Below are 16,894 nucleotides of genomic sequence, written 5' to 3' on the forward strand. Positions count from 1 at the left end.
TAGGTGTCCGACGCGAACCCGTAGCATCGTCGCCGGTGTCTGTCATGGGCTCTCGGCCGACCGGCACGGGCGAGTACCGACAGTGTCTATCATGAACGAAGCAAATCACGACGGTGGACCGCTCCGCGGCCTGACGGCCGTCGAGGCGGGGTCGATGATCTCCGGGCCGACGGTGGGCCGCCTGCTGGCGGACTTCGGCGCGACGGTGATCAAGGTCGAACATCCCGAGTTCGGCGATCACATCCGGAGCTTCGGCCCGCAGAAGGGGGGGATCGGCCTCTGGCACAAGTACCTCTCGCGGAACAAGCGGTCGGTCACGCTCGACCTGAGCGCCGAGCGCGGGCAGGCCGTGTTCGAGGACCTCGTGAGCGAGGCGGACGTGCTGATCGAGAACTTCCGCCCCGGCACGTTCGAGCGGTGGAACCTCGGTTACGGGCGGCTCCGCGAGGTCGCCCCCGGCCTGGTGATGCTCCGGATGTCGGGGTTCGGGCAGGACGGCCCCTACGCGGAGAAGCCGGGGTTCGGTACGCTCGCTGAGGCGATGAGCGGCTTCGCCTACCTCAACGGCTTCCCGGACCGCGAGCCGCTGCTCCCGCCGACGGGCCTCGCGGACTCCATCGCGGCGCTCTACGCCACCTTCTCCGTGATGTTCGCGCTGTACGACCGAGAGGTGAACGGCGGGAGCGGCCAGTGTATCGACGTGAGCCTCATCGAACCGATCTTCAACGTCCTCGGCCCCCAGCCGCTGCGCTACCAGCAGCTCGGGGAGGTCGAGGCGCGCTCGGGCAACCGCTCTACCTCCTCCGCGCCGCGGAACGTCTACCGGACGAGCGACGACCGCTGGGTCGCCATCTCCGCGAGCGCACAGCCCCTCGCCATGCGCACCTTCGACGCCATCGGTCGTCCCGACCTCAAGGACGACCCGCGCTTTTCGACCAACGAGCGCCGCGTCGAGAACGTCGAGGAACTCGACGCGATCGTACAGGAGTGGATGGACGAGCACACCCGAGAGGAGGTGCTCGCCGCGTTCGACGCCGCGGACGCGACGCTCGCGCCGATCTACAACGTCGAGGACATCCTGCACGACGAGCACTACCGGGCGAGGGAGGCGACCGTGACGGTCGACGACCCCGACCTCGGGGAGGCGGTCGTCCAGAGCGTCGTCCCGAAGTTCTCCGAGACGCCGGGCGAGGTCCGCCACCTCGGCGCGGACCTGGGCGAGCACAACGACGCGGTGTACGGCGACCTGCTCGGCTACGACGAGGCGCTACGCGCGGAACTCGAGGAGGACGGGGTCGTATGAGCCTCCGCCTCCCCGACTCCGTGACCGTCGTCGAGATGCTGCCCCGCGACGGGTTTCAGCGCCTCAACGAGTTCGTCCCGACCGACGAGAAGGTCGAGATCGTCGACCGGCTGAGCGCGACCGGCGTGGACGAGATCGAGATCACGTCGTTCACCCACCCGAAGGCGGTGCCGACGCTTCGGGACGCCGACGAGGTCGCGGCGCGGATCGAGCGCCGCGACGGCGTGACCTACCGGGCGCTCGTGCCGAACCGGGTCGGGATGGAGCGCGCGATCGACGCCGAGGTGGACAAGGTGAACGCGCTCGTCACGGTGAGCGAGACGTACAGCCGGAAGAACCAGAACATGACCGTCGAGGAGATTCTGGGAGAGATCGAGGCGATCTGCGATCTCGCCGCGGACCACGACGTCGAGGTCGAGGCGGGGATGGGGACGAGCTTCTACTGCCCCTACGAGGGACGGGTCCCCCGCGATCGGACCCTCGACGTGGTCGACCGCGTCGTCGCGGCGGGCGTCGACGAGGTGACGCTGGCGACGACGATGGGCCTCGCGAACCCCGTCCAGGTCGCGGAGACCTTCGAGGCCGTCTTCGAGCGCCACCCCGACCTCGACGCGGGGTTGCACCTCCACGACACGAACGGGATGAGCCTCGCGAACACGCTCGCGGCGATGGAGAGCGGCGTCTCGCGCTTCGACGCGTCGGTGTGCGGCCTCGGCGGCGGCGTCGTCCTCCCCGGCGGGATGAGCGGCGTCGGCAACACGCCGACCGAGGACCTCGTCCACATGCTCGCCGCGATGGGCGTCGACGCGAACGCCGACCTGGAGCGCGTGACCGACGTCGCGCGCGACGTGCGCGACCGACTGGAGCTGTCCACCGCGAGCCACGTCCTCGCCGGGGGCACCGTCGAGGGCGTCCTCGACGCGGTCGCCGCAGGGGAGGGAGACGACTGATGTCCCCCCAGCGCGAACGGACGCGTATCGGCCGCCCCGGTCGATACGACCGCGTAGATAGTATCGACAGCCGACCGTCCGACCGACGTCCCCGACGTGGGGGCGTCGACACCCTACGACCAGTGACCAGCGACCCATGACCGGAAAGACCCTAGCAGAGAAGATCCTCGCGGAGAAGTCGGGGACTGACGCCCGCGCCGGCGACTACGTCGAGGCGGCCGTCGACGTGATGATGGCCCACGACGTGACCGGCCCGCTCGCCTTCCAGACCTTCCGCGAGGTGACGGGCGACGACGCCGAACTCTTCGCCCCCGAGCGGACCGTACTGACGATCGACCACCACGCGCCCGCGGACGGCGTGCAGGCGGCGAACAACCACAACTCGGTGCGCGGCTTCGCCGCGGAGTTCGGTGCCGTCCAGTACGACGTGGGGGATGGCATCTGCCACCAGGTGCTGATAGAGGACGGCTTCGTCGCGCCGGGCGACCTCGTCGTCGGCGCGGACTCCCACTCGACGACCTTCGGCGGCGTCGGCGCGTTCGGGACGGGCGTCGGCTCGACCGACCTCGGCACGGCGTTCGCGACGGGCGAACTCTGGTTCCGCGTCCCCGAGACGAAGCGCTTCGAGGTGGCCGGCGACCTCCCGGACGGCGTCTACGCGAAGGACCTGATCCTCAAGTTCATCGGCGACGTCGGCTTCGCCGGCGCGACGTACGACGCCGTGGAGTTCGGCGGCGAGGCGATCCGGGGCCTCCCGATCCACGAGCGGATCGTCCTCTCGAACATGACCATCGAGATGGGCGGCAAGGCGGGCCTCGTCGAACCCGACGAGCGCGTGGCGAGGTTCCTCGCGGCGGGGAACGGGGACGTCCGCGCGGCGGACGTGGACACGAGCCTCGCGCCCGACGACGACGCCGAGTACGACGCCCGGTTCACCTACGAGGGGAGCGAGATCGACCCCCAGGTGTCGAAGCCGTCGAACCCCGAGAACGCCGTCCCGGTGACGGCCGTCGAGGGGACCGAGATCGATCAGCTGTTCGTCGGCACCTGCACGAACGGGCGCTACGAGGACATCAGGCTCGTCGCCGACGTGCTGGAGGGCGAACGGCTCCACCCGGACGTCCGGATGGTCGTCGTCCCCGCGTCGAAGGCGGTCTACCGGAAGGCCCTGGAGAGCGGGGTGCTGGAGACGCTGATCGACGCGGGAGCCATCTTCCAGACCGCCGGCTGCGGTCCCTGCTTCGGGACGCACTCGGGCGTCCTCGGCGACGGCGACGTCTGCCTGGCCACGGCCAACCGCAACTTCCCCGGCCGCGAGGGGTCGATGGAGTCGTCGGTGTACCTCGCCAGCCCGGCCACGGTCGCCGCGTCCGCGCTCTACGGCGAGATCACCGACCCGAGGGCCGTAGAGACGAGGCGGTACGACGACTATCGCGTCGCGGACCGGGAGGGGGTGTCGTCGTGACCGATCCGAGCACCCCCGCCCGCGCGTGGGTCTTCGGCGACGACGTGGACACCGACCAGATCATCCCCTCGCGCTTCATCGTCTCCAGCGACCCGGACGACCTCGGACAGCACCCGTTCAACGACCTCCGTCCGGAGTTCTCGGAGTCGGTCGAGCGCGGCGAGTTCGTCGTCGGGGGCCACAACTTCGGGAGCGGCTCCTCGCGCGAACACGCCCCGCTGTCGCTCGTCGGGGCGGGCGTCGCGGGCGTCGTCGCGCGGTCGTTCGCGCGCATCTTCTTCCGCAACGCGATCAACCTCGGCCTGGCGGTGCTCATCTGCCCCGACGCGGATCGCATCGCCGACGGCGACGAGATCAGCGTGCACCTCGACGACGGAACGGTCGTCAACCACACCGCCGACGAGACGTACGACGCCGAGCCCCTCCCCCCGTTCTTGCAGGACCTCGTCGAGCGGGGCGGGCTCGTCCCGTACACCAAGTCGAAGCTATCAGAAGACTGACGTCCGGCGCGCGGCCGTCTCGGCCAAACGAAACTAAAATATAGTTTATTACTATCTATATAGCGATGGGCAGGTAGAACGATGGTCTTCTTCCGGGGCTATCCATTGGAAAGATCGAGATCAGGCGCGGATAAGTGATGAATCGTCAGTATCGTTCGACGGCTGCGACTGGTCCCACGTGGGTAATAAAACTCATATCTATTTATTATCGAAACGCGGTAGGCGGCCCGTCCCTTCGTCTCCCCGGGTCGATCGTCACGCCGAGTAGGGCGGTCCCGTCGAGTGCGCCGAAAAGGAATGCAACGTGGGGATGCACCCGTGAGCGTCGGTGGCCGGCCTGCGTTCGGCGAGTCACCGACGGTTCCCGTACGACGTACGGTGATTTCGTTATACGGTGGTTGCACTCGAGGGCGGTCGTCGTCGCGGGTCGAACGGAGGCCACCGGAATCCGCAGACGTCGGCGCACTCGCGCGATCGGGGTCGGAGTGCCGTCTTCGGGGATCGGCGCGTCGGCCCGTCCGCTCCATCTCGAATCGCTCCCGCCGCTCTCCTCTCCCCCGTGAACCGGCGAACGCGCCCCGCTCTGACACGTCGGTTCGCGGCCCCTCGTTTCGAGCTACCGTCGCCGCGCCGGCGGACGGCGTCGGTAGTTCGGGATCACACGATTAAACGAGTACTATATGGTCGGTAAAATTCTATTAATGCGGACCGTGGCGCTGCCGTGAGCGTCGTTTCTCGCTTCCCGCTTCCCGCTCCCCGACGCTCGCGTCTCCCGACGGTCGGATCACTCGTCGCCGGTACGATCCCGCGGCGGTCGTCGAGCGCTACTCGGTCTGCTCGGTCAGTTCGGTCTGCCGGACGTTCCGCGGGTCGAGTTCGACGGGTTCCCCCCGTCGAGCCGACTCGTAGGCGGCCTCGGTGACGGCCGTGACGCGCAGTCCGTCCCGGATCGTCGCCGGCGGCTCGGTGCCGGTGCGGATCGACTGGACGAACGCGCCCGCCTTGTTCTCGTGCAGCCCCCGGTTGAAGTATGGCCGTCGCTCGCCGCTCTCGTCGTCGATCTCGGTGAGTTCGCGGGGGTCCCACTCGCGGCCGTCGAGGTACGTCGCCCCCTCCTCGTCCCAGACGTGGATGTGCTCTCGCACCGCGGGGGCCCGGGCGTAGGTCGACACCGTGGCGCGGGTACCCTCCTCGAAGTCGATCGTGACGGTCGCCCAGTCGTCGACCCGCCGCTCGTCGTCTACGTAGGTCATCTGCGCGGAGACGCGCTCCGGCGTCAGCCCCGTCGTCCAGAGGATGGCGTCGAGCAGGTGGCTTCCGGTGTCGTAGAGGAACCCGCCGCCGCTGAGGTCGGGATCGAGCCGCCACGTCCCCTCGCGGGTTCCCACCCACCCCTCGCAGATCTCGGCGGTGATCCACGTCGGCGTGAGGTCGCCCTGCCATCGCTCGCGCGCCGCGATGAACGCCGGGTTGATGTGGCGCTGATACCCGATCATCACGACCTGGTCCGTGTTCGCGACCCGATCCTGGACGTCTCGCGCCTCGTCGAGGTCGGTCGTGATCGGTTTGTCACAGAGGACGTGCAGCCCGCGATCGAGCGCCGCGACGATCTGCTCGTAGTGGAGGGTGTGCGGCGTCCCGATCAGCACCGCGTCGAGAGTCGTCCCCTCGAACATCGCCTCGTAGTCGGCGTACTGCGCGTCCGACGGGAGGTGAAAGAGGTTCGCCGCCTCCTCGCGCGCCGACCGCGACGGGTCGGCGACCGCCGCGACCGTCGCCCCCGTGTGTCGGTGGAACTCCCGACCGACGCTCTGTCCGATGTATCCGGCCCCGATGACGCCGACGCGAAGCCGTTCCGATGAATCGTCGTGCCCGCTCATCGCTCGGCCGTACGGTCGGGGCGGTCATAAAACGTCCATTGTCACGAGAAAAATTGACACGCACCCGGAACCGGGCGGCGGAAGGCGGGAGCGATCGACGGTCAATCGGCCGATTCGAGCGTGCCGACGAGGCTGATGCCGTTCTCGCGCAGCACGCGGCGGACGGGTTCCGGGACGAGTTCGGCGGGCCAGCCGCCGTCCGGGCGGGCGACCGATTCCTCCTCGATGCGGATCGACGCCACGACGGCGGTCGTCGCGTCGAGCAGCGAGAGCGCGTAGCGGTAGTCGCGGCCGCTCGCGTCGCTCGCGTAGACGACCGCCTCGCCGCCCGCTCGTCGTGCGGCTTCGAGGTCGTGCCGCCGGAGGACGACGCGACCGGCGGGCGATACCGCCCGCGAGCCGCACTCGGGGCACCGCCCGGGGTGAGCCTCGGAACCGACGTAGGCGTACTCGATCCCGCAGCGGTAACACCGGACGCCGGACCCGCGTCCCATGGCTCACGCCACCCCCTGCTCGCGGGCCGCCGTGAGGAGTTCCCGGTAGCGGTTGCGGATCGTCACCGCGCTCACGTCGGTGACCGCCGTGACGTCCGACTGGGTGAGTTCGGCGTCGGTGAGGAGGCCGGCGGCGTAGATCGCCGCCGCCGCGAGGCCGACGGGGGACTTCCCGACGTGGACCCCCTCGCGCGTCCCGGCGTCGAGGATGCGTCTGGCGGTCCGCTCGGTCGCGTTCGACACGTCGAGGTCCGACGCCACCCGCGGGAGGTAGTCGGTCGGGTTCGCCGGCGGCACGCCCAGTTCGAGTTCGCGGACGAGATACCGGTAGGTGCGCTCGAACTCCAGTTTCTCGACGCGGCTGACCGCCGCGACCTCGCTGGTCGATCGGGGGACCCCGCCGAGTCTCCCGGCGGCGTACAGGGCCGCCGTCGACATCCCCTCGATGGAGCGCCCCAGCAGTAGCCCCTCGTCGAGCGCGCGGCGGTAGACGACGCTGGCGGTTTCCCGGACGTTCTCGGGGAGGCCGAGGGCGCTGGCCATGCGGTCGATCTCGCCGAGCGCCTGCTTGAGGTTGCGCTCCTTCGAGTCGCGCGTGCGGAAGCGCTCGTCCCACGTTCGTAGTCGCTGCATCTTCGCCCGCTGGCGCGAGGAGAGCGAGTTGCCGGAGGCGTCCTTGTCCTGCCAGTCGATGTTGGTCGACAGCCCCCTGTCGTGCATCATCGTCGTGGTTGGCGCGCCGACGCGAGACTTCCGGTCGCGCTCGGCCGCGTCGTACGCGCGCCACTCGGGGCCGCGGTCGATGCCCTCCTCCTCGACGACGAGTCCGCACTCCGCGCAGGCGAGTTCGCCCCGATCGTCGCCGACGAGGGCCCCGCCGCACTCCGGACACGTCTCGACGCCGTCGGTGACCGTCGACTCCCGCTCCCTCCCGCCCGTCCGATTGATCTGTCGTATCGAGTGCACACGTATCACCGCCGGAACCGTTCTCCGACGTCGGTTTCCTTCGGTAGGTGAGCGCCGACGGACCCTATAGCTTGATTCGGTCATAGCCAAATACAATGATGGATCATTATGAATGTCTACACTCGCCGACTTCGAGGGGTCGATTCGCCCCGCGACGAACCGTTTCAGTGCCACCGACCGTGCACCGCGCTCGAAAGCGCTATTTGGTGGTAGCCGAATGCCGTCTGTATGAAGGAGTACGCGTTCGCCGTCGAGTACCCCGCGGGCGTCGACCCGCTCGCCGACCTGTTCATCGACCATCCAGGCGCGATGGCGAAGTCGATCGCGTGCGTCGTCAGCGACGACTCGATGTGGCGCGTCGATCGGGTGACCGGCCCCACCGAGGCGATCGACGCGATCGAGGCCTGCGCGCTCGACCCCGAACGGTGCAACGAGTGTCCCCCGGGCGACTGCGCGTCCCACCGGGAGTATGAGGTGCTCACCCGGGACGCGACCACCTGTACCTACTACAGCTATCGGACCGACATCGACCGCTGTCCGTCGCTCCCGTCGCTCGCCGCGGACCACCTCGGCGACGGCGTCCTCTACGAGTCCGTCCGACGGGGGGGAAACTACACCTGGCGCGTGCTCGTCCGGCGGGACGTCAACGTCGGCCGACTCTTCGACGCGCTGCAGGACGCGTACCCCGACGGCGTCGCGGTCACCCTCTCGCACCTCCGATCGCCGACGCACTGGGGGGACGAGGCCATCTCCATCGCGGACCTCCCCTACGAGCAGCGCGAGGCGCTCGAGGCGGCGGTCGAACACGGCTACTACGCCACGCCGCGCGAGTCGAGCCTCGGCGAGGTGGCGGAGCGCGTCGAGATCCCCCACTCCACGTTCCAGTACCGCCTCCAGCGCGCCGAGTCGTGGCTCGCGAACAACTTCGTCTCCGAGTGCTTGCAACCCTGACGCGTTTTCGGACCTTCACTGACCCTGGCAGGTCCTCGTCAGCGGAGGAACTCGGCGATCACCGGGGGGTACCCGGTCGCCGTCGAGTCCGCGGAATCGTGCGGCGGTCGGTCGTCGGCCGTCCGCGCCTCGTCCCCGTCGTCTCGCGGAAACGGTATCTCGTGCACGCGTGATCGTCACCGACCGCGAACGATGTGCGTTTCTATGTGGTCTATAGCGTTCGGTCGTCCCGAACCGTTCGGTATAGCGTCTCGACGATCCGTCCGGAGCGCTATCGAGACGGACCGACCAGGGCCCCTCACCGGGGTCCGCACCCGGCCCGTCAGAGCCCGCGTTCGAGTTCCTCGACCAGGGGTCGCGCGCTCCCGAGGTTCGTCGCGAGCGGCGTCTCGTGGACGTCGCAGATCCGGAGCAGCGCCGTGATGTCCGGTTCGTGGGGCTGGGCGCGGAGCGGATCGCGGAGGAAGATGATCCCGTCGAGGGCGTCCTTCGCGACCTCCGCACCGATCATCAGGTCGCCCCCGATCGGGCCGGAGGCCATGCGCTCGACGGTGAGGTCCGTCTCCTGCTCGAGGCGCTTTCCGGTCGTCCCGGTGGCGATCACCTCGCACTCGCGGAAGACGTCGACGTGCTCGTCGACGAACTCGATCAGCTCCGGCTTCTTCTCGTCGTGCGCGATGAGCGCGATGCGTGGCATGGCGGTCCTACGGCGGCCGCCGACATGAGCGTGTACCCCGTCGGCCGCCGTCGATGCCGCGCCGTCAGCGGAGTTCGTCGTTCGCTTCTAGTTCGGTCAGTTCGACGCGACCCTCGGGAATGCGGTACGTCCGGAGCACCGTTCGGGCCGCCCCCGAGCGATCGACCGTGTCGTCGACGGCGTAGGTGGTCCAGGTGGCCGCCTCCGGGGTGAGTTCGAGCGTCGAGTAGCCGTTGTACTTCGCGTCGAAGAACTCGACGTGGGGGTTCTCCTCGAGGATCGTCTCGGTCATCTCCTCGTTCGTGGGCTGGGGCGAGTCGGCCTCGACGCTCGTGCCGTCGGTCCCCCAGAAGTCGGAGGTGCCGGAGTCGCTCGAGATGGCGGGCGTCATCAGCTCGACGCCGGCCAGTTCCTCAGCCGGCGGAACCGGCGTCCGGTTCTGCGCGTCCTCGTAACCGTTCATCAGGTACGCCACGAGGGACGTGTGCATGTCGCCGGTGAGCGCGAGGAAGTTGTCGATCCCGAAGTGCGTGACCTGCCCCAGGATCTCGTCGCGTTCGTGCTCGTAGCCGTCCCAGGCGTCGTAGTTGCGCGCGAGCTGCTGGTCGTCGCCGAACGACATGAGCAGCGGGGAGACGGCGACCTCGTTCGGCCACACCTTCCAGGTGGCGTCCGTCTCGCGGAGCGCGTCGAGGAACCACTCGCGCTGTTCGAAGCCGAGCATGGTGCGGTCGCCGTCGTCGCGCTCGGGCGCGTTCGGCGGGATTCCCCACTGGCGCTGGCCGGCGGCGTCGCCCCCCGGCGGCATCGATCGGAACAGCCGTTCGTCGGTCACCGGGAGTTCGAGGAGGTTCCCGAACCGCACGCTCCGCCACATGTGGAAGCGATCGAGGAGGTTCTCCTCGTCGGCCCTGTACGTGACGCGAGCGGGGTTGTACTCCCACCAGGCCTTGATCCCCTCGACGAACAGCCGGTGCATGAACTCGGGGTCGTCGTTCCTGGGGTGGTCCTTCGACCACGGGCGGTCGTTCTCGTAGTCCCAGTAGCGGTTGTTGACGATCTCGTGGTCGTCCCACGTCGGGATGAACGTGTGGCGTTCGAGCGCGCGCTGGAAGAACCGGTCCCCCCGGTAGGTGCTCCAGAGGTGGCGGAAGTCCTCCAGTCCCCAGGCGACGTCGTGACCGCTCGGGAGTTCCACCGACCGTCCCTCGAACTCGGACTCCCCGGCGTACTCGTAGATCTGATCGCCCAGGTGGACGAGGTAGTCCACGTCCTCGTCGGCGACGTAGTCGTACGCGGGGTAGTACCCGTCCTGGTAGGACTGACAGGTCACGACCGCGAGGCTGACCCGATCGGGGGTCGCCTCGGGGTTCGGGAGGGTTCGACACCGTCCCACCTGGCTCGTCACGCCGTCGTAGTGGAACCGGTAGAAGAGGTGTCGGTCTGTGGGTAGCTTCCCGTCGAGGTCGACCTTGACCACGTGGTCGTGCTCCGGTTTGACGTGTTCGGCCTCGATCCGTCCCTCGTACACCACGTCGGAGAACCCGCGGCTCGTTCCCACCTGGACGTACGCCGGTTCGCCCTCGACGTAGGCGTCCGCGGCGAGTTTCGACCACAGGATCGCGCCGGACGGCGTCGGTCCGCCGCTCGCGACCGAGAGCGGGAAGACGTCCTCGGACGGCCCTCCCGCGGACCACGTGACGTCGCTCTCCTGAACGGACTGCGGTCGGATTCCCTGAACCAGATCGGCTCCGAAGAGCGAGATCGATAGCCCGCCCACGGTCGCCGCACCCGCCGATTTCAGCACGTCTCGCCGGCTGATTCCCGATGTCTGACGTTCGTCTCTCGTCATGAGACGGGTGCCGGTCGGTCGATCGAACGGATAGCCGCTTATATTTCTACTATTTTCAAAAATTTGTATAAGATCTATCTATAAATTAGTATGCTACTTGAAGGAATAATCTATGAGGTCGGGAGACGTACCCGGGCGTACCTTTCAGTACGGAGCGCCGTTCTGGTGGGGCCGTCGTTCGAGGCGTCGCGCGACGTCGACTGTCCACACTCCTGTCGGCTCGATCACGGCGCTCGTCGTTCGCCTCGCGACTACCTGTCGGATCCGACTCGAGCGGCGGGGGGTTCGTCCTCGACGAACATGACTCCCTGGTCGGTCCCGACGATCCGTCCCTCGGCGAACGTGCGCCGCGCCGCGCTCCGGCGGACGTTCCGGAGCGCTCGGAGGAGCGCCTCGAACCGATGCTCGTCGTCCGCGCGCCGGATCGAGCGCCGCACGCCTCGGCGGTCGGGGGCGTCGCGTCGGCCGGGGGCGTCGCGCGGTTCGGATCGCCCGGACGAATTACCCGGGACGTCGAGATCTGACGACATGGACTAGGTCAGGTCGCTGACACTGATAAACGGGTGAGATTGTCTCATCGACAAATCGATACATACGGTGGCTCATCGGGGAACTGCGCTCCTCGAGCGGTGACGTAACGGGTCCATTCGGGCGTTATACGCGTCGTTACGGATCGGAGTCGAAGAGTGTCACAGTTCGGTACTGTACCGTCGAGTCGTCGGGCGCGGTTCGTTTCTCACCGACCGCGTCGATATCCGCCACGGCCGAAGACGCTTACTGACTGGTCTACGAACGGGTCACCATGGAGTACACGCGACTGGGCGACACCGGGCTGGAGGTGTCGCGGCTGTGTCTCGGCTGCATGAACTTCGGTACCGAACAGCCGTGGATGGTCCACGACCGCGAGGAGGGCGTCGCCGTCATCGAGCGCGCCCTCGACGCCGGTATCAACTTCTTCGACACCGCGAACGTCTACTCGCACGGCGAGAGCGAGGAGATCCTCGGCGAGGCCATCGAGGGGTACGATCGCGACGAACTGGTGATCGCGACGAAGGTGTACGGTCCCATGCGCGAGGGACCGAACGGTCGCGGCCTCTCACGGAAGCACGTCCTCGATCAGATCGACGCGAGCCTGGATCGCCTGGGGGTGGACTACGTCGACCTCTACCAGATCCACCGGTGGGACGAGCACACGCCGATCGAGGAGACGCTCTCGGCGCTCGACCACCTGGTCGAGACCGGCAAGGTGCGGTACGTGGGCGCGAGCACGATGGCCGCCTGGCAGTTCATGAAGGCGCTCCACGTCAGCGAGCTGGAGGGTTACGAGCGGTTCGTCTCGATGCAGGCCGAGTACAACCTCGTCGACCGCCACGAGGAGGCGAACGTCCTGCCGCTCTGTCGCGATCAGGACGTCGGCGTCGTCCCGTGGTCGCCGCTGGCGGGGGGGTTCCTCAGCGGGAAGTACGACCGCGAGGACGGCCCCGACCACGGTCGCGCGGCGCACGACGAGTTCATGGGGAAGCGGTTCACCGACGAGAACTGGGCCGTCCTCGACGCGGTACGCGAGATCGCGCGCCGCGAGGACGCCTCGCCGACGCAGGTGAGCCTCGCCTGGTTGCTCCACAAGGAGGTCGTCGACGCGCCGATCGTCGGCCCGCGGACGATCGAGCACCTCGAAGACGACCTCGGAGCGCTCGACGTGGACCTCACGGACGACGACCTCGCTCGCCTCGAGGAGCCGATCACGCCCGTCTGGAACCCCGAGATCGGCGACACCTGAGGTCGATCGCTCGCGCGTCGCCGTCCCCGACGAACGCCGGCCGGCCGGCTACCAGGTGTCGTAGCGCTCCTCGTTCCACGGGTTCGCCGACGCGGAGTACCCCCGCTGTTCCCAGTAGCCCCGCCTCGGCTCCGTGAGGAACTCGACGCCCGTCACCCACTTCGCGCCCTTGTAGGCGTATCTGTGCGGCGTGACGACGCGGAGCGGCCCGCCGTGGTCCGACGGGAGCGGTTGCCCGTCGAGTTCCCACGCGAACAGCACCTCCTCGCGCATGCACTCCGACAGGGGGAGGTCCGTCGAGTAGCCGTCCATCGATCGAAACAGGACGTGGACGGCGTCGTCCGTCACGCCCGCCTCGTCGGCGATCGTGGGGAACGTGACGCCGGTGAACTCGTTGTCGAACCGGCTCCACCCGGTGACGCAGTGGAAGTCCTGTCGTTGCGTCTCCGCGGGGAGGTCGAGGAACGCCGACCACGAGAGGTCGAGGTCGTCCTCCACCGCACCGGTGACCGTGAACCGCCAGGTCTCCACGTCCCACGACGGCGTTCCCGACTTCGAGAGGACCGGGAAGCGATCGGTGCGTCGTTGCCCCGGCGGGAGACGGTCGCCGCCGAACTCCTCGTGGATCGCGGTCGCGTCCTTCGCGGCCATGCGAAGCGGTCGGTCGTGACGGGCATAGAGGTACGGATGCGCCTCAGCCGGTGACCGACCCGGATCGCGACGCGTCGCGCGATCCGACTCTCCCCCACGCGTCGATGCGGAGTCACGTTTTACCCGACTCGGGTGCAAACTACGGTTCGTACCATGCCACGCCTCAGGTTCGAAACCGCGGATTCGGCGGAGCGGACGCAGATCGGCGAGGGCCTCGTGCGGTTCGCGGTCCAGGCGGGGCGGCTCGACGCGGGCCGCGAGGACGGGAAGTACTTCCTCGACCACGCCGACGGCTGCGGCGTCGACGGGAAGCGCATCAGGCCGGGCGATCCGTTCGTCTTCGATACGGACACCGGTGACGTCCTCTGTGCGGACCACGCCGACCACGCCGATCAGGGCGATCACGCCGACCGGAGCGATCGGGGTGGCCGGGGCGACCCCGCCGACGGCGGGCGCTAGGTCAGGAACAGAACGGATATATGACGCCTCGACGGAGTTGGTGACGATGTTCGAGGCACTCACCGAGGACGTTGGATTCCTGCTCTTCGGCGTCGGGGCGATCGGCGCCGTCGCATCGCTCGCCGTGTGGATGGTCGGGGTCGTTCCGCTCGAGGGCGCGGCCGTCGCCATGCTCGTCTTCACCCTCGGGTGTCTCGGCGGCCTGCTGAAGCACCTGCTCGACGCCATCGCGGGCCACGACGCCGTCGCGCACTGACGCGGCGCGCGCTATCGGACCGACGCCGGTCGGACCGCCGGGGCACCGTTCAGGGCTCGGACTCGACTTCCTTCCGTCCGGTCAGCGTGTCGGGGACGAGGCGGAACTGCCGGAACGTGATGTCCTCGGGCGGGCGGTCGAAGATGTCCACCCTCGGGATCTGGACCGCCCACATCCCCTGGACGGCGACCGACTCGTGCGGTGCGTTCGTCACCTCCTCCAGCGTGCCGGTCGCGACGGCGCTCCGCCACCCCTCGTCGGTCCGGCCGTGCGCGACGAACGAGGCGGGTCTGTCGATGACGTCCTCCTTCCCGCCGGACGGCGGGAAGGCCAGCCGGTAGTAGAAGGTCCCCGCGTCCGCGTAGTAGCCGTACGACACCGGCAGCGAGAACGGCGGTTCGTCCTCGGCCGTCGCGAACGAGAGGACGCCGGTGCCTCCCCGTCCGAGGAACTCGTCCAGTTCTCCCCCGGTCATCTGAACCCAGCGAAGACCCTGCATACCGGACGACAGGACGCGCCCGGACAAAAAAGCTCGATCACGCCCGACTGAGTTCCGGGCTCCGCCGAATCTCCGGATCGCCGACCGGCCCGTCGCGCCGACGCCCAGTCCCGCGCGGACCACCCTGAGAAAATAGAAAATAATCAAATTATAAATGGGGGGTATCTTCGGATGATAGAGTCAAAAAATGGCCTAATAGGGGCAATAAATGATTGTTACACAAGTATACTGGGGAAAATAGCGACTATAGCGGGGGTAAAAACGCGATTGAAGTTTATAAAACAATTAGAGAAAGATACGAAGCAAAATAGGGAAGATAGTGTACGTTTAGTCGTATCTCGTAGTCGGGGTTCGATTCCGGGCCGTCTCGTCAGCGGGCTCGACACGTCCCTGCTGTAACACCCATAGTGCTGTTACACGACGTCCCGCCGCGCGAGCGCGTGCGTCGATCTACGCGTCCGGCCGGCAATCGCACCCCCCGCGGTCGAGCAGTGCGTGGACGCTCGTCGTGAGCCCGCACTCGCGGCACGTGACCGTCACGTCGACGAGCACGTCGTACGGTCCCAGCGCGAAGTCGTCGCCGCGGCGGAGCTGGTCGAGCGAGGATCCCGTGACGGCCTCCAGTCGGGCCTGGAGCTTCGAGATGCGTTCGCCGTGATCGGTACCGTTTGCCGGCGGCGCTCGCGGTGCCGGCGCGACGCCGTCCAGGTAGCGATTCACCGTCTGGTAGGAGACGAAGTCGTCCCGCAGCGCCTCGGCGTCGACCCCGCGCCGGGTCAACCGGTTGATCGCCTGCGTCCGCGTCCCCTCGGTCACCTCGTCGCTCGTCAGCAGGCGATACAGGTTCGACACCTCGCCGTCGAGCGGGTTCTCGCCGGCGCGCTTCAACGCCGCGTCGAGGAGACGGCGGTTGACGTACGCCGCGAGTTCCCTGAGGCTGTGGCGCTCCACGCCGTCGCCGGTCCGGCGCGTTAGGAGTTCGGCCTCGACGTCCCCGAGGCCGTACTTCTCGCTCACGCGCCGTACCTTGTCCCCGTAGTTCGTCTCCCCGCCGCCCTCGGTCTCCTCGGTCGATCCGTCCGGCATGGGCCGTCGTAGGCCACCGCCGGTCGAAGTCCTTCCGGTCTCCCGCGAGGACGTTCGTCCGTCGAGAACGGGGTGTCCGGGCGCGTCCGCCCGTCGGTCAGGCGAACGTCGGGAAATCCAGGTCCGAGTCCTCCATGTTGACGTTCACCTCGATGACGTTCGCGGCGTTGACGACGCTCTCGACGACCGTCCGGTGGTAGTCGGGGTCGTTCATCCGCTTGACCGGCCCCGAGACGCTGACGGAGCCGAGCACCCGGCCGTGCCGGTTCCTGACGGGCGCGCCGACGGCCTGCAACCCCTTTATCTCCTCCTCGTCGTTGAGGGCGTAGCCGCGCTCCCGAACGTGTTCGAGTTCCGCGAACAGCGCGTCGCGGTCGGTGATCGTCTCCTCGGTCTTTCGGGGGAGCCCGTACGTGTCGACGATCCAGTTCACGCGCTCGCGCGGGAGGTGCGCGAGGATGGCCTTCCCCGTCGCGGAGAAGTGGAGGTAGTCCGCCCGCTGTAGCTTGCTCGTCTGGTAGTCGCTCCCGACCGCCTTCTCCCCGCTCACCTTGTAGAGGTTGACGCTGAGTCCGTGCTGCTCCGTCGAGAGGTGCGCGTACTCGCCGGTCTTCTCCGCCAGCTCCTCGACTTCCCCCTTCCCGATGCGGTAGAGCACGTTCTGGTTGCGGACGTACTCGCCCACGAGGAGGAACTGGAGCGACAGCGAGTAGGTGTCGCCCTCCTTGACGACGAACTTCTCGTCGCGGAGCGTGGTGAGGTAGTTGTACACGACGCTCTTCGAGAGGTCGAGGTGCTCGGCCAGTTCGGTCACGCCAGCGCCGTCGAGTTCCTCGAGCGCCCGAACGACGTCGAAGGCGCGAGCCACCGTCTTCAGGGTCCGGGGCGAGGCGGTCGTGGGTTGGTCTGTCATGCGCGAGTCGAACGCCTCCACCGTGATAGCTGTTCGTATTTGGTACACACCGTCCATTTCGATACTCTCGCTCGCAGTAGGGCGCTTTTCGCCCGTCGCGACCGCCCCGAGCGGCGACGGAATCGCTCTCAACGACGGGAGGCGGCGTCGAGAACGACTGGGGACGAGCCGAGCCGTACGTTCTCATTTCGA

The 16,894-nt window shown here is 67.9% G+C and carries 19 protein-coding genes; 8 read left to right on the forward strand and 11 right to left on the reverse strand.

Translation table 11 applies throughout. The annotated features are described in order from the left end of the window. The first annotated feature begins 91 nt into the window (after positions 1-91). The 4 genes from NKI68_RS19930 (at position 92) to NKI68_RS19945 (ending at position 4,218) form a co-directional block, all read left to right on the forward strand. Complete coding sequence (locus tag NKI68_RS19930) at positions 92-1,303, forward strand: CaiB/BaiF CoA transferase family protein (RefSeq protein WP_254547051.1); 1,212 nt, start codon at positions 92-94, stop codon at positions 1,301-1,303. Beyond that, on the forward strand, positions 1,300-2,253 hold the full coding sequence (locus tag NKI68_RS19935; RefSeq protein ID WP_254547052.1) for a hydroxymethylglutaryl-CoA lyase: 954 nt from the start codon (positions 1,300-1,302) through the stop codon (positions 2,251-2,253). The genes NKI68_RS19930 and NKI68_RS19935 overlap by 4 nt, the downstream gene beginning before the upstream one ends. A 136-nt stretch (positions 2,254-2,389) precedes the next feature. Then, positions 2,390-3,718, forward strand: coding sequence for a 3-isopropylmalate dehydratase large subunit (locus NKI68_RS19940; protein ID WP_254547053.1), 1,329 nt, complete (start codon positions 2,390-2,392; stop codon positions 3,716-3,718). After that, positions 3,715-4,218 (forward strand): LeuD/DmdB family oxidoreductase small subunit, encoded by a 504-nt coding sequence (locus NKI68_RS19945; protein WP_254547054.1) that lies wholly within the window; start codon positions 3,715-3,717, stop codon positions 4,216-4,218. The genes NKI68_RS19940 and NKI68_RS19945 overlap by 4 nt, the downstream gene beginning before the upstream one ends. 824 nt (positions 4,219-5,042) lie before the next feature. Here NKI68_RS19945 and NKI68_RS19950 read toward each other — a convergent pair. From NKI68_RS19950 to NKI68_RS19960, 3 genes are all read right to left on the reverse strand, one after another. After that, positions 5,043-6,098, reverse strand: coding sequence for a Gfo/Idh/MocA family protein (locus tag NKI68_RS19950; RefSeq protein ID WP_254547055.1), 1,056 nt, complete (start codon positions 6,096-6,098; stop codon positions 5,043-5,045). Between the two features lie 101 nt (positions 6,099-6,199). Then, positions 6,200-6,592: a hypothetical protein gene (locus NKI68_RS19955; protein ID WP_254547056.1), complete on the reverse strand. Its 393-nt coding sequence runs from the start codon at positions 6,590-6,592 to the stop codon at positions 6,200-6,202. Between the two features lie 3 nt (positions 6,593-6,595). Continuing rightward, positions 6,596-7,642 carry a transcription initiation factor IIB gene (locus NKI68_RS19960; RefSeq protein ID WP_438267820.1) on the reverse strand — a complete coding sequence of 349 codons (1,047 nt, stop codon included), beginning with the start codon at positions 7,640-7,642 and terminating at the stop codon, positions 6,596-6,598. 144 nt (positions 7,643-7,786) lie between these two features. Between NKI68_RS19960 and NKI68_RS19965 the strand changes: the two genes are divergently transcribed. Then, the gene (locus NKI68_RS19965) at positions 7,787-8,509 is read left to right on the forward strand and encodes a helix-turn-helix domain-containing protein (protein WP_254547057.1); all 723 of its coding nucleotides are present in this window, start codon (positions 7,787-7,789) and stop codon (positions 8,507-8,509) included. A gap of 38 nt (positions 8,510-8,547) precedes the next feature. Here NKI68_RS19965 and NKI68_RS23645 read toward each other — a convergent pair whose 3' ends face one another. The 4 genes from NKI68_RS23645 to NKI68_RS19980 all read right to left on the reverse strand — a co-directional run bounded on the left by NKI68_RS23645 (position 8,548) and on the right by NKI68_RS19980 (position 11,588). Continuing rightward, positions 8,548-8,676 (reverse strand): hypothetical protein, encoded by a 129-nt coding sequence (locus tag NKI68_RS23645; RefSeq protein ID WP_256562714.1) that lies wholly within the window; start codon positions 8,674-8,676, stop codon positions 8,548-8,550. 155 nt (positions 8,677-8,831) lie between these two features. Then, a complete protein-coding gene (locus NKI68_RS19970) occupies positions 8,832-9,206 on the reverse strand; it encodes a methylglyoxal synthase (protein ID WP_254547058.1) in 375 nt (124 codons plus the stop codon). Positions 9,207-9,270: 64 nt separating this feature from the next. Further along, positions 9,271-11,013: an alkaline phosphatase D family protein gene (locus tag NKI68_RS19975; protein ID WP_254547059.1), complete on the reverse strand. Its 1,743-nt coding sequence runs from the start codon at positions 11,011-11,013 to the stop codon at positions 9,271-9,273. Positions 11,014-11,309: 296 nt separating this feature from the next. Beyond that, positions 11,310-11,588 carry a hypothetical protein gene (locus NKI68_RS19980; RefSeq protein WP_254547060.1) on the reverse strand — a complete coding sequence of 93 codons (279 nt, stop codon included), beginning with the start codon at positions 11,586-11,588 and terminating at the stop codon, positions 11,310-11,312. A gap of 272 nt (positions 11,589-11,860) precedes the next feature. On the opposite strand from NKI68_RS19980, the gene NKI68_RS19985 reads away from it, so the two are divergent. Further along, complete coding sequence (locus NKI68_RS19985) at positions 11,861-12,838, forward strand: aldo/keto reductase (RefSeq protein WP_254547061.1); 978 nt, start codon at positions 11,861-11,863, stop codon at positions 12,836-12,838. Between the two features lie 48 nt (positions 12,839-12,886). On the opposite strand, the gene NKI68_RS19990 is transcribed toward NKI68_RS19985, so the two are convergent. Beyond that, a complete protein-coding gene (locus tag NKI68_RS19990; protein ID WP_254547062.1) occupies positions 12,887-13,489 on the reverse strand; it encodes a sulfite oxidase-like oxidoreductase in 603 nt (200 codons plus the stop codon). A gap of 153 nt (positions 13,490-13,642) precedes the next feature. On the opposite strand from NKI68_RS19990, the gene NKI68_RS19995 reads away from it, so the two are divergent. Both NKI68_RS19995 and NKI68_RS20000 read left to right on the forward strand, forming a co-directional pair. Further along, entirely contained in the window at positions 13,643-13,948 is a 306-nt protein-coding gene (locus NKI68_RS19995; protein WP_254547063.1) for a DUF8075 family protein, read from the forward strand. A gap of 46 nt (positions 13,949-13,994) precedes the next feature. Further along, on the forward strand, positions 13,995-14,204 hold the full coding sequence (locus NKI68_RS20000; protein WP_254547064.1) for a hypothetical protein: 210 nt from the start codon (positions 13,995-13,997) through the stop codon (positions 14,202-14,204). 49 nt (positions 14,205-14,253) lie between these two features. Here the strand turns inward: NKI68_RS20000 and NKI68_RS20005 are convergent, their stop codons facing one another. From NKI68_RS20005 to NKI68_RS20015, 3 genes are all read right to left on the reverse strand, one after another. Further along, the gene (locus tag NKI68_RS20005) at positions 14,254-14,703 is read right to left on the reverse strand and encodes a pyridoxamine 5'-phosphate oxidase family protein (protein ID WP_254547065.1); all 450 of its coding nucleotides are present in this window, start codon (positions 14,701-14,703) and stop codon (positions 14,254-14,256) included. 450 nt (positions 14,704-15,153) lie between these two features. After that, positions 15,154-15,789 carry a rod-determining factor RdfA gene (gene rdfA / locus NKI68_RS20010; protein ID WP_254547066.1) on the reverse strand — a complete coding sequence of 212 codons (636 nt, stop codon included), beginning with the start codon at positions 15,787-15,789 and terminating at the stop codon, positions 15,154-15,156. 97 nt (positions 15,790-15,886) lie between these two features. Continuing rightward, a complete protein-coding gene (locus tag NKI68_RS20015; RefSeq protein ID WP_254546515.1) occupies positions 15,887-16,702 on the reverse strand; it encodes an IclR family transcriptional regulator in 816 nt (271 codons plus the stop codon). Positions 16,703-16,894: the final 192 nt, after the last annotated feature.

It is taken from the genome of Halomarina pelagica, from assembly GCF_024228315.1.
Taxonomy (GTDB): domain Archaea; phylum Halobacteriota; class Halobacteria; order Halobacteriales; family Haloarculaceae; genus Halomarina; species Halomarina pelagica.